Raw genomic sequence first — 12548 nt, 5'->3', positions numbered from 1 at the left:
CACCTTCTACCACGCATAGCGTTAAGAAGGTGCCCTTCCTTTCCTTCAGGCTAGTTGATGTTCAGCGTGAAGGTCGTGGTGGTGTTCCTGATGTTCTGGAAGTTGTTGCTGAAGGTCAGGTTGTTGAACGTGGCCGAGCCACGGGCCGGACCCTGGTTCGCCTCGGGCATCTCGTTGACCCAGATGCCGAAGCCGGACTTGGCGTCGAACGCGTCACCGCTCTTCTGCGCACCGCTGATGCTGATGTTGGTGAAGACGGTGTCGGTCACCGGCTGCTGCTCCGGGTACTTCGACTGGAACATGATGCCGGAGTACGTCGGATCGACGATGTCCACGTCGGTCACCCGGATGCCCCGGAACTCCTTCGAGGCCGCGAAGACCCAGATCGCGCCGAAGGTCTGGTTGCCCCAGAAGTGACCACCCGCCCGGACCAGCGAGATGTTCTCGAACCGGGTGGGTGTGGTGCCGAAGCCGACGAACGGATAGCCGAAGTCGAGCGAGCTGATCGTGATGCCGGAGTACGTCAGCATGTCCGCGATGTACAGGTTGCGGAACACGTTGTTGTACCCGCCGTACACGGCCAGACCCGCGGCCCGCCAGGTCAGCGTCGCCGAGAGGTTCTCGAAGACGTTGCCGTTGTTGCCGACCGAGCCGCCGCTGTCGGTGGCCGAGAACAGCGCGAACGCGTCGTCGCCGTTACCGCGGCCCTCGACGTTGCTGACCGTGTTGTTGGTGGAGTCGTTGGTCAGGTTGATGCCGTCGGCGAAGGTGTTGCGCACGCGGCTGTTCTTGACGTTCCAGCCGCTCACGTTGACACCCCACCAGCCGCAGACCGTGTGCTCGACCCAGACGTTGTCGAACGTCAGGTTGTTCACGGACTTCAGCTCGCCCCAGACCTTGCCCGGCCCGTCCTGGCGGATGGTGTAGTTGCCGAAGAACGCCAGGTGCTCGAAGGACGAGCCGTTGGCGCTGCTCTCCACCCGGAAGCCCGCGTCGGTGTTCTCCATGCCGGTCGGGGTGTGGAAGCGGGTGTACCACATGCCCGCGCCGACGACCTTGACCGGCTTGCCGTACACGTTGAACTTCTGGTTGGTCTCGTAGTTGCCCGCCGGCAGGTAGACGCCGACGAACGTGCCGGTGGTGTCCATCCGGAAGGCGTCGAACGCGGCCTGCACCTCCTGCTGCGAGGTGCCGGTGGGCACCTTGTAGCGGGCCGGGTCGGGGTTCGCCCGGGGGCTGACCTGCTCCAGGTTGATGAAGTCGATCGCGAACGTGCCGCTGTTGGCCGCGTCCTTCTGCAGCTTGATCGTCGCGCCCTGCGGGACAGTGGCGTCCAGCAGGATGTTGGCCTCGTCGTAGATGTGACGCGGCGCGCCGGCGCCGGGCGAGTTGCTCGGCCCCGCCTCCGCGCCGTAGAGCCACGAGTACTTCGAGGTCAGCGTGATCGCCTTGTGGAAGGTGTTGTTGACGTAGATGTTCAGCGTCGACGTGGTGCCGGTGCCGCCTGAGTTGTCCGGGATGGAGAACCGGACGACCAGCGCGTTGGCGGCGTTCTTCGTGGTCCACTGCACGTACTGGCCGTTGTTGTTCAGCGTCACGGCCTTGCGGCCGCTGGCCTCACCGGCGAGGTCGCCGATGGTGCGGTTCGGGCCGACGACCGCGCCGCCGCCGCCGACCGTGCCGTCCTCGGCCTCGTACATGTCGTAGTTCAGATTCGCGCCGCGGCCGACGAACAGCGGCGTGTTGCTGGTGTTGTTGGCCTGCTTGACCGCCAGCTCGTTGCCGTCGTTCGCGAGCACCACGCGGACCGTGTAGCGGCCGTTGGCCGCGGTCCAGGTGCCCAGGTTCACCGGCGGGGCCGTGGCCCCGGCGTTGATCACGCCGGAGTACGAGCCGGTGAGCGTGCGGACCACGGTGCCACCCTCGTTGAGGACGGTCAGCGTGATGCCGTGCGCGCCGCTCGCCGAGGCGATGGTGCCCTGATTCCTGATCGCGACCGAGAAGGCCACGTTGCTGCCCGCCGCCGGGTTGCTCGGCGTCCAGCTCAGGTTCGCGACCAGGTCGGAACTCTGCACCGGGGAGACGACCAGGTTGCTCGGCGCGGTGAAGGCGTTGTTGGCCTCGTTCTGCTCGACGACGCTGTTCGCCTCGTCGACCTTCGCGGTGACCGCGTTGGAGCCCGCGGTGCGGGTGCCGATGTTGGCGTTGACCGTCGTCTGCGCGCCGGCGGCCAGCGAGCCGACCGAGCCGGTGCCCACCAGGGTGGTGCCCAGGTAGAAGTTGACGTTGGTCGCGCCGGAGGTGTTGGTGCCCGCGTTGCGGACCACCGCGCTCAGGGTGATCGCGTCGGTCTCCACCGGGGAGGCCGGGGACCAGGTCAGCGAGGTGACGGTGAGGTCCGGGTTCGGCGCGGGGGTGCCGATGACCTGGAGCTCGGCCACCTGGCCGCCGGGGGCGCCGGTGTTGCCGGTGAACTGCAGCCGGATGTCGGCGTAGCTGCCCGAGGCGTTGATGGTCACCGTGTTGCCGGTGGCCGGGCTGAAGCTGTACGCCTGCGCCGACACCACGTTGACGAACGACGACGAGCTCTGCTCGCGGCCCAGGACCTGGATGGTCTGGGTGCGCGCGCCCCACGCGGCGTCCGGGTTGAGCTTGACCACGATCGAGGTCAAGCCGACGTTCGAACCCAGCTGCACCGTGAGCTGGTTGGGCGACGTGCTGCCCTCCCAGTACGTGGTGAGGTCCCCGTCGTTGGCGTTCTCGGCCACGAAGATGTGCGTGTGGCCGTTCGAGGTGATCGACTTGTTCAGCGCCTGGTTGGTGCCGCCGCCGCCGGAGCCGTTGCGGGTGACGATGTTGCTCATCGGCGAGATGTTGCCCGCCGCGTCCTTGGCCCGGACGAAGTAGCTGACCGTCGCCGTGTCCGGCTGGCTGTCGGTGTAGGTGAGGGTGGTGCCGCCGACGCTGGCCCGCAGCGTGCTGTTGGCGTAGATGTCGTACCCGGTGACGCCCACGTTGTCGGTGGACGCGGTCCAGGTGAGCCGGATCTGGCCGGAGGCGGGCAGCGTGTAGGCCAGGCTGCCGGGCGCGGTGGGCGCCACGGTGTCGCCGGTCTGGCCGGTGCGGGTCACCGTGTTGCTGTTGCCCGACTGGTTGCCGGCCGCGTCGCGGGCCCGCACGTAGTAGCTGACCGTCTCGCTCGCCGACCGGGTGTCGGTGTAGGTCAGCGTGGAGCCGCTGACACTGGTCAGCAGGTTGCCGTTGGCGTACACGTCGTAGGCGGTGACGCCGACGTTGTCGGTGGACGCGTTCCACGCCAGGCGGATCTGGCCGGCCTGCGGCTGGGTGTAGGACAGGCTGCCCGGGACGGTGGGCGCCTGGGTGTCACCCGTGGTCGGGCCGTAGATCTCGAACTCGGAGATCTGCCCCGCCGGCCAGCCGGTGTTGGCGGTGATGTTGATCCGCACGTACCGGGTGGACGCGGTCGCGAAGTTGATCGTCACCGTGTTGTTCGAGCCCGGGGCGAAGTTGTACCCGGTCGAGCCGACGATGTCGGCGAACGTGGTGCCGTTGGTGCTGCCCTGCACGGCGAGGGTCTGCGTGCGCGCGCCCCAGCCGCTCGGGATCTTCAGCACGACCCGGTTCACGCCGACGGTCGAGCCGAGGTCCACGCGCAGCCACTGCGGCCAGGCGTTGTTCACGCTCTCCCAGTAGGTGCCCTGGTTGCCGTCGTTGGCGTTGCCCGCGCCGTACACGTCGGCGTGGCCGCTCTCCGCGATCGCCCTGCCCGCCGCGAGGTTGCCGGACGAGCCGCCGCCCGCGCCGTAGACCTCCAGCTCGGACAGCTGCGCGGCCGCCCAGCCGGTGTTGGCGGTGATGTTGATCCGCACGTACCTGGTGCTCGCCGCCGCGAAGTTGATGACGACGGTGTTGTTCGAGCCGGGCTGGAAGTTGTAGCCCGCCGACGCCACGATCGTGCTGAACCCGCTCCCGTCGGTGCTGCCCTGCACGGACAGCGTCTGGGTGCGCTCGCCCCAGCCACCGGGCAGCTTCAGCACGACCTGGTCGATGCTGACGGTGCTGCCAAGGTCGACCTGCGCCCACTGCGGGAACGCGCCCGAGCTCTCCCAGTAGCTGCCCTGGTTCGAGTCCACCAGGTTGCCGGTGACGTAACCGTTGTTGGTGCTGCTGGCCGACACCGGCTTGCCAGCGGCCAGGTTGGGCCCTCCGGCGGCCGAGGCCGGCGACACCGGCCCGACGACTACGGCCAGGCTCGCGGCGACCAGCGTCGCCAGCAGCCTGACCCTGACGTTCTTGGTCTTCACTGCGCTCCTCCCTGCATTGCCTCTCCTGCGTTCATCCCGCCGCGCATCGCGGTCGCCGTCGATGGAGGACGGCCACCCCGTGTTACGGAAGGCGACCCGGCCGGAGCGGATTGCGGCGACGTGCCAGCTCACGCGCACACGCCGCCACGGCCGAGGAGCACCTACCACCTGAAGCACTGTTACGGGCTCAAGTCATCGGTGTTTCTGACTGTGGTAGCAAAACGTTAGAGCCTTGGTAGTTAGAAGTCCACAGTGCAATGCAAAAAACGTAGCGATCGTCCGGCGAGGACGGACGGTGAGGGTGTGCGTTGCATGCCAGGGGAACTCGGACCTGATCAGGGGTCATCACCGGGGGTGATGTCGATCCATCGAGGCTGATCTCGCCACACTCCGCGGGTGCGGTCCCGGCGGCGGGTTCCTCCGCAGGCTGCCGGCCATCAGGCAAGGCTGGCGAGGGTACGGATAGGACAGTCACGTCGTCGGTAACCGTTGCGCCGTCACGGTCCGCAACGCTTGCTCAGTCATCGCAAAGTTGCACTGCGAGGTAGATTTCTTGCGCCGGTGGTGACGGCTGCGGGTCCCGCTTGGCTCGGCACCGCGTGATGATCGCGGCTTCGTGTCCAAAGGTGTGGTCCAGCCCGAGGTCTTGACACGAACCCGCGATCTTGGTCGCTGACCGCGCACCACAGCCGGGGGGCGGGCGCAAGCTCACGTTGATCTTGCGCGAAGTGTTGCCCTTTTGCCCGGATAGCGCGTGTCGCACCCACAGTTCGCGCAAGATCGGCGCGGGAGAGGGGTGGAGAGGGGTGGGGTGGGGTGGGGTGGGGTGGGGTGGTTAGGCGTCGTCGAGCATGGCGTGGGTGATGATCCAGCCGTAGCTGAGGAGTTCTTCGCCGTGGAATTCCAGGGCGACTATGCGGGTGAAGGTCGCGTCCAGGTGGGTGGTGCCCATGCGGTGGACCGCGCAGGAGATCCAGCCGGACTGGGCGGAGGCGGGGGTGGACAGGAGGACGTGCTTGCCGCAGCGGTGGGACATGGCCTGACCTCGGGGTTCGGGGGTTGTCGACGGTAGCACCGGGAGGGCTTGGGCCCAAGGCAGCGGGAGGGGCGCGACCTGACCGTGGGAAGGGCACGAATCCGCCCGCGCCGACCGTCGGCCGGATCAGGAGCGCACGCGGCCGCGCGCTGGTCACGCGACCGGCCGCCCGTCGTGCGCCGCCTCCAGCGGCCCAGGGTCCCGACCCGCGCCTCTTGTCTACCGTGCGTGCCGGTGGGTATGACCGGGCCGGTCGCGCAGGCGAGGGGCCAGGACGACTTCGCTCGGGGCCGGAACCACACCCCGCCGGGCCGGTTTGATCGTTCCCCGCCTCGGGGTACGCACATCACCGCAGGCGGCGGTGCCGGGTCTGCCGTGGGCGCGTGGCGGGGAGGTGGTCGTGGGCGAGATGGCGACCTACGCCGCGCTGCGGCAGCTCGCCGACCTGGTGCGGTGCGAGCCCCGCGAGCTGTTCGTGCGCTGGTCGCGTGGGCCGGGCGTGGACCTGCCCCGGGAGCAGTCCAGCCGCGACGAGCTGACCGGCACGCCGATGCCGGGTCTGTCGGCGAACCCGCTGGCCGTGGAGCCGTGGTGGGGCGAGCGCCCGCTGGAGCTGTGGCTGGCCCGCCGCCTGTACGACTACCACCACCTGCCCGACCTGCGTGGCCCCGGCGTCCGGCCGTGGGTGCTGACGGGGGACGTGGTGGGCCGGGGGCCGGACAACGAGCCGCTGGTGGTCTGCCGGGAGGCGCTCGGCTGGATCGCCGATCCGGTGCTCGCGGAGGCGGCGCGGCTGGTCGACGCGCAGGGTGCGCGGACCTGGGGCCCGCTCGACCGGCGCTCCGTGCCGGGTCCGGGCTGATGCGCGTCCGGGCGCTCTGGCGCGGCACGGTGCTCGCGGACGGGCCGGACACCGTACGCAGGGACGGGGCCGTCTACTTCCCCCGGGAGGCCGTGCGCTGGGCGCATCTGCGGCCGAGTGGCACCCGCACGCTGTGCCCGTGGAAGGGCGTCGCCGTCTATTACACGGCGGAGGCGGGCGGCGCGACCGGCCGGGACCTGGCCTGGTCGTATCGGTATCCGTGGCCGTGGGCGTGGCGCCTGCGGCGGCGCGTGGCGTTCGGCCCGCCCGTGACGCTTGAGCCCGTCGCACCGCGTGCTGACCCGAGCGGCCCGTCAGCCCGCGCCTGACCCGGTCCCGACCGCTGCCCGCCGGCCCGCGCCGGTCCGGTCCCCACCGGGCAAGGTCGCTGTCTCGTGTCGGACCCTGTGGTCCAGCCGCGGTTCCCGACCCGAGACCGCGATCTTGCCCCGCCGCCGCGAGGTCCGGTCACAGGTCGGCGGCGAGGCGCGTGAGGATCGCGGCGGCCGGTTCGGCCGTGGCGTGCCGGAAGCCGGTGCCGGCCCACAGGTGCACGCGTTCCGGGTCACCGGCCGCGGCGGCGGCGCGGCGCATGGGGGCGGTGAGGTGATGCAGCGCCGGGTAGCCGTACGGCGCGAGTTCGCCGTACCGCTCGGTGAAGTCGTTGCGCAGCGCGCGGGCGGGACGGCCGGTGAACGCTCGGGTGATCACCGTGGCGGTGCGGGCCGGATCGGCGAGCGCGGCCCGGTGCGTGGCGGTGGTGCCCGCCTCGGCGCTGCGCAGCAGGACGGTGCCCACGGCCACCGCGCCGGCACCGGCCGCGACGGCGGCGGCGACGTCCGCGGCGCTGGCGAGCCCGCCGGCCGCGATCACGGGCAGGCCGGCCGCGTGCCGGACCGCGCCGACCAGGTCGACGAGGGACAGGTCGGCGACGGGCGCGGTCGGGGTGAACGTGCCGGAGTGCCCACCCGCGGCTGCGCCCTGCACGGCGAGCACGTCGACGCCCGCCTCCGCGGCGGCCTTCGCCTCGGCGACCGACGTGACGGTCTGCACCAGCAGCGCCCCGGTGCTCCGGAGCGCGGCCAGGTCCTCGCGGCTAGGCAGCCCGAAGGTCAGGCTCACGACGGGCACCGGCCGCTCCCGCAGCACGGCGAGCTTGTCCTGCCAGGCATCGTCGTCCTCGATCGGCGGCGCCGCCGGATCGGCCGGGAAGCCGTGACGCTCCGCCTCGGCCGCGACGAGGGCGGCGTACCGCGCGAACGCGGCCCGGTCGACCGGCAGCGGGTTGGGCACGAACAGGTTGACGCCGTACGGCACCGACGCCGCGGCCAGGACCGCGATCTCCTCGGCGAACGCCTGCGGCGTCTTGTATCCGGCGGCCAGGAAGCCGAGGGCGCCCGCGCGGGCGGCGGCGGTGACCAGCGCGGGCGTGCCTGCCCCGCCGGCCATGGGCGCGGCGAGCACGGGCATGGTGATCCCGAGCGCACTGGTCAGGGTGCTGGACATGGTCGTCTCCCGGTGCGGCGGGCGGCGCCTGCGGCCGCCGTCGACGTCCATGATCCCCCGGCCCGGAGCCGGACATGGCAAAGGCCGCACCGCCACGGGGGAAGCAGCACGGCCTTCGTCGAGCCTGAACGATACGCCTATCCGGCGGCGCCGTCCACACCCGGTCCCGCGTACGACGCGAACAAGTTCAGGCGGCAGCGGTGTACCCGCTGCCGCCTGCAGGTTCCTCCGCGGGTCTCCATGCAAGGTGACCGGGATCGCTCCCCGCGACCTTGCCCCCCGTTACCGCAGACCCGCCCCGCCGCGCACCCGCCCGAGGGGGAGCAGCGACGAACTTGAGGTTCCTGTTTGGTCAGCATAGAGTGATCAACCGCAGGCTTGTCAACGGGTGATTACAAAACCTCCATAATGTACTCAGCTGTTTACGAGCACGGCACGCGGAACGACGTGAGGACACCGGGCTATGAGCAGGCAGACCGGGGGCGAGACGATCGCCGCGCGGGTGGCGCAGCTGTTCGAGACGCACCGCCGCCCCGACGGCCGGCGCTGGACCACCCGCGAGGTCGCCGCCGCCGTGGGGTGCTCGCACACCCACATCGCGGAGATCGCCAACGGCCGGGTGGCCGACCCGCACGTCAACGTGCTGGTGGGCATCGCCGGCTTCTTCGGCAAGGACGCGGCATACCTGATCCCCCCGTCGAAGGCCGGCTTCCGGCCGCAGTCGGAGGAGGTCGCCTCCATCGCGTTCCGGGCGTCCCGGTTGGACGCCGAGGCGCTGCGCGGGGTCAAGGCGCTGATCGACGAGATCCTGGCCGAGGGCCCGGACGGCGCCGATCGGTAGGATCCAGCTTCCTTGGACCGGCCGAGCACGGGGAGGCGAACCCAGGTGGGTGACCTGCGCGAGATCCGGCGTGCCTGCGCCCGGATCGTCGCCACCCTGGACCCGCCGCGGCCGTGGGACCTGGCCGGCTTCGTCGAGTACGTCTCGCGGGAGATCCGGCACCAGCCGATCCACCTCACCGGGCGGCAACTGCCGCCCGGGGTCACCAGCTTCTGGTTCCACGTGCCCGGCCGCGGCGACTGGATCGTCTACGAGGAACGGTCCGTCCCGCAGCACCAGCTGCACCTGGTGCTGCACGAGATCGGCCACATGCTGCTGGGCCATCCGGGCGTCGACCCGCGGATGCTGGCCGACCCCACCCTCGCGCTGCCGTACGGCGGCCGGCAGGAGCACGAGGCGGAGCTGCTGGCCGGCGCGATCCTCAACCGGTTCGGCGCCTCGCCCGGCGGTGATCCGGTCGCCGACGACCTCGCCCGCGCCATGGAGACCTTCGACCCCTCCTGGGAGGCCACCCCCCATGTTCGCCCGATACTTTTCGGCCGCACTGCTGCTCGGCGTCGTGACCGCGGCGGTGGACCTGTGGCGTAACCCCAGCCGGCGGTCCGGGGCACGCGTCTCCCGGGTGCTGACCGTGGCGCTGGGCGCCACCGCGATGCTGCTGCTGACGCCCGGCGTCTACAGCGCGATCGACCGGTCGTCCGGAGTGGACAACCTGGCCCGGCTGCTGTCCAACTCGACCACCATGGCCGCCTGCGCCGCGATCCAGATCATGATCCTCTACTGGGTGACGCCGCCACCCCGGGTCGGGCGGGCGGTGCTGGTCCGCCTCGCGGTGCTCGCCGTGGCCGTCGCCGCCATGGCCGTCGCGTTCGCGGTGACGCCCACCGCGGAGAACAACGGCAACTGGCAGGCCGACAACACCACCAAGCACGGCATCAGCGTCTACCTGGCCGTCTACTTCGGTTACCTGGCCTGGACCGCCGTGCAGATCATCCAGTTCGTGCCGCGGTACGCCCGGCGCGCCCACCTGACCCACATCAAGATCGGGCTGTGGTGCTTCGTCGCGTTCGGCTGGACCGGCATGATCTACAACGGCACCGGGCTGATCACGGCCGTGGCCGACGACCTCGGCGCGACCGGCCTGCCCGCGGCGCTGGTGCCGGTGTACCTCACCGGTCTCGGCCTGTCGATCGTGTCGCTGATCCTCAGCGTGGTCGTGCCGATCCTCGGCATCGCCTGGGTGAAGTCGTACCGCGCCTACCAGTGCTGCCGGCTGCGGCCGTTCTGGGCGGCGCTCACCGGCGCCCACCCGGAGATCCTACTGGAGACGCCGGGCAGGCGGTTCGCGTACAACATCGGCTGCATCTTCGCGCGCGAGCACCAGGCGCTGTACCGGCGCACCACCGAGATCCGCGACGTCTATCTGTCGCTGCGACCGTGGCTGGACGCCGAGGTGCAGGCCGCCGCGGAGCGGCACGCCGACGCGGCGGGACTGTCCGGCCGCCGCCGCGCCGCCGCGGTCGAGGCCGCCGTCGTGAAGGCCGCGCTGCACGCCAAGGTCAGCGGGTACGCGCCGACCGGCACCGGGGACGTGCAGCCGGGCGGCAAGGACATGCCGTCCGAGGTGGCCTGGCTGCTGCGGGTCGCCGCCGAGTTCTCCGGCCCGGTGGCCGCCCAGGTGCTCGACGAACTACGCCGCGACGGCACGGCCGATCGCCCCACCCCCACGCAAGGACGGGAACTGCCCGCATGACCGACACCGCCGAAGCCGTCGCGACCGGCCGCGCCGACCGGGCCGCCGCACTCGTCTCCGAGATCCTGCAGCCGGGCGTGTTCGCCGCACTGTTGCCGCCCGCCGTCGGCGCGCTGACCGCCGGGGTCCGGGGCGCGCTGTGGGGGCTCGCCGCCATCGTGTTCACCGCGGTGATCCCGCTGCTCATCATCCTCAGCGGGGTCCGCCGGGGGCGGCTGAACAGCCACCACATCGACCGCCGCGAGGACAGGGCGATCCCGCTCGGGCTGTCGGTCCTCTCCGTTGCGACCGGATTCGGTCTGCTGATGCTGCTTGGCGCGCCGGTGACGGTGCTCGCCACCGTTGGTGTGCTCGGCGGTGCGCTGGCCGTGACCACACTGGTCAACCTGGTCTGGAAGCTGTCCGCCCACGCGGCGACGGTGTCCGCCGCAGCCGTGCTGCTGACCGCAGCACTGGGCGCCCCGGGCGCGGCGGCGTGGGGCCTGGTGGCGGTCGTCTGCTGGGCCCGGCTGCGCCTCGGCGCGCACGACGTCGCCCAGGTCGCCGCAGGCGTCCTCGCCGGCGCCGCCACCGCGCTCACCCTGCTCACCTCGCTGGTCCTGCCGTGACCTCCGTTGCGACTGCCCACCGCAGCCTTCCTGCTTGATCAAGGCTCCCGCCATGGTGCTCGGACGACATGGCGGAATCTTGATCAAGGGAGGGGCCGGAGCTAGGCGACCTCGATGTAGTCCAGTTCGGCCCAGCGGGTCAGGCGGGTGAGGCGGATGCTGTTGGTGCCCGCGTTGAGGGTGACGTCGACCGGGGCCTGGCGCCAGGTCTCCCAGCCCGTGTTCGGGTAGTTGACCGTCACCGGCGCGGCGCCGTTCACGGTCAGCGTGTGCTGCGCGTCGCCGAGGCCCGCCGAGTAGGCGACGTAGACCGTATAGGCACCGGCCCGGGGCGCGAACACGCTGAGCTGCACCCAGCTGTCGGCGTAGTCGATGTACGCCACGACCTGCCCCTGCGACGCGGACGTGGTGTTGCGCACCGAGCAGTGGTTCAGCGTGCCGCGTTCGGCCTCGGTGCGCACCCGGCTGCCGCGTACCACCGGGAAGCCGCCCGACCAGCCGAGCGCCGCGACGTACATGCCGCGGGCGCTGTAGTTGTTGATCCAGCCGTGGAACACGATGCTGTCCCCGGCCGCGTCGCGGACCACGTCCGCCCCGCCCGGCCCGCGCACCGCTCCGTTGACGCTGTCCGTGGTGATCAGGGAGCGGTACGCCTTCGTGTACGGCCCGGTCAGCGCCGCCGAGGTCGCGTAGCTGGTCTGGTAGCCGTCGCCGCCGTACCCGCCGAGTGAGTAGAACAGCACGTACTGGCTGCCGACCTTGGTCAGCACGGGCGCCTCGATGACGCCCGCCTCCTCGGGCCGGCCGCTGCGCAGCAGCTCGACGCGCCCGCCCTGGAAGGTGAGGCCGTCGGCGGCCACCCCCTGCAGCCACAGGCTGGTGGGCTGCCCGATGGCATTGCCGTCGTCCTTGTAGAGCAGGTACCGCGCGCCGTTGCTGTCCACGAAACTCGACGCGTCGATGTCTCCGCCCTCACCGCCGTTGCAGACCAGCGGCTGGGTGCCGACCGGCGTGAACGGCCCGAGCGGCGAATTGGCCAGCGCCGCGCCGATGCACTGGCGGCCGACGGTGCGGCTGCGGGCCGTGTAGTACAGCACGTACCTGCCATCGGCGCGGCGAGTCACCTCGGGCGCCCAGGTCAGCCCGCCGCTGGCCCACGCGCCCAGGGTGGGCAGCGCGTCGCCGCGCCGGGTCCACGCGCCGGTGAGCGAGGACGCCGAGGCGACGGGCACGTTGCCGAAGCCGTTGTTGGTCGAGTACGCGTAGTAGACGCCGTCGAAGCGCGACACGTCGGGATCGGGGAAGTCGCCGTTGATCACGAGCGCCGGCGCGGTCGTCGCGGCGATCGAGACGTCTGCGGCGGCGGGTGCGGCGGTCAGGGACGGGACGGTGGCCATGGTGACGGCCAGCGTCACGACCGCCAGCGCTGCGGTGACGGCGGACGGCAGAGAGCGGGGCATCGCTCCTCCTCAGCTCACTCTCCCGCAGGAGAGAACAACGAGAAGGAAACTTTATCGAAGAATATCGTTATAGTCACCGCTGCGCGCCCATGATCATGTCGATCTTGCGGGAAGTGTTGCCTTTATGGGCGACATAGGCGTGTCGCACCCACAGTTC

At 70.9% G+C, this 12548-nt stretch carries 10 protein-coding genes; 6 read left to right on the top strand and 4 right to left on the bottom strand.

The genetic code is table 11. The features are described from left to right. Positions 1-50: 50 nt before the first annotated feature. Positions 51-4325, bottom strand: a complete 4275-nt coding sequence (locus CS0771_RS19360) for a discoidin domain-containing protein (RefSeq protein ID WP_212842288.1) — start codon at positions 4323-4325, stop codon at positions 51-53. Between the two features lie 835 nt (positions 4326-5160). Beyond that, a complete protein-coding gene (locus CS0771_RS19355) occupies positions 5161-5361 on the bottom strand; it encodes a hypothetical protein (RefSeq protein ID WP_212842287.1) in 201 nt (66 codons plus the stop codon). A 409-nt stretch (positions 5362-5770) separates the two neighbouring features. Between CS0771_RS19355 and CS0771_RS19350 the strand changes: the two genes are divergently transcribed. After that, the gene (locus CS0771_RS19350) at positions 5771-6223 is read left to right on the top strand and encodes a DUF6098 family protein (RefSeq protein WP_244871385.1); all 453 of its coding nucleotides are present in this window, start codon (positions 5771-5773) and stop codon (positions 6221-6223) included. Further along, the gene (locus tag CS0771_RS19345; protein ID WP_212842285.1) at positions 6223-6552 is read left to right on the top strand and encodes a DUF427 domain-containing protein; all 330 of its coding nucleotides are present in this window, start codon (positions 6223-6225) and stop codon (positions 6550-6552) included. The genes CS0771_RS19350 and CS0771_RS19345 overlap by 1 nt, the downstream gene beginning before the upstream one ends. Before the next feature lie 139 nt (positions 6553-6691). Here CS0771_RS19345 and CS0771_RS19340 read toward each other — a convergent pair whose 3' ends face one another. Continuing rightward, positions 6692-7729, bottom strand: a complete 1038-nt coding sequence (locus CS0771_RS19340) for a nitronate monooxygenase (protein ID WP_212842284.1) — start codon at positions 7727-7729, stop codon at positions 6692-6694. Positions 7730-8192: 463 nt separating this feature from the next. Here CS0771_RS19340 and CS0771_RS19335 point away from each other — a divergent pair, with 463 nt between their 5' ends. From CS0771_RS19335 to CS0771_RS19320, 4 genes are read left to right on the top strand one after another with little or no spacing between them, the layout of a single operon-like run. Next, on the top strand, positions 8193-8570 hold the full coding sequence (locus CS0771_RS19335) for a helix-turn-helix domain-containing protein (RefSeq protein WP_212842283.1): 378 nt from the start codon (positions 8193-8195) through the stop codon (positions 8568-8570). A 45-nt stretch (positions 8571-8615) separates the two neighbouring features. Then, positions 8616-9158 carry an ImmA/IrrE family metallo-endopeptidase gene (locus CS0771_RS19330; protein WP_212842282.1) on the top strand — a complete coding sequence of 181 codons (543 nt, stop codon included), beginning with the start codon at positions 8616-8618 and terminating at the stop codon, positions 9156-9158. Beyond that, the gene (locus tag CS0771_RS19325) at positions 9088-10323 is read left to right on the top strand and encodes an MAB_1171c family putative transporter (protein WP_212842281.1); all 1236 of its coding nucleotides are present in this window, start codon (positions 9088-9090) and stop codon (positions 10321-10323) included. The genes CS0771_RS19330 and CS0771_RS19325 overlap by 71 nt, the downstream gene beginning before the upstream one ends. Continuing rightward, the gene (locus CS0771_RS19320; protein ID WP_212842280.1) at positions 10320-10931 is read left to right on the top strand and encodes a phosphatase PAP2 family protein; all 612 of its coding nucleotides are present in this window, start codon (positions 10320-10322) and stop codon (positions 10929-10931) included. The genes CS0771_RS19325 and CS0771_RS19320 overlap by 4 nt, the downstream gene beginning before the upstream one ends. A 101-nt stretch (positions 10932-11032) precedes the next feature. Here the strand turns inward: CS0771_RS19320 and CS0771_RS19315 are convergent, their stop codons facing one another. Further along, the gene (locus tag CS0771_RS19315) at positions 11033-12391 is read right to left on the bottom strand and encodes a family 43 glycosylhydrolase (RefSeq protein ID WP_212842279.1); all 1359 of its coding nucleotides are present in this window, start codon (positions 12389-12391) and stop codon (positions 11033-11035) included. Between the last annotated feature and the right edge of the window lie 157 nt (positions 12392-12548).

Source organism: Catellatospora sp. IY07-71, assembly GCF_018326265.1.
Classification (GTDB): Bacteria; Actinomycetota; Actinomycetes; order Mycobacteriales; family Micromonosporaceae; genus Catellatospora.
The sequence above is the reverse complement of the archived record's forward strand: the minus strand, read 5'-3'. Positions and strand labels throughout refer to the sequence as shown.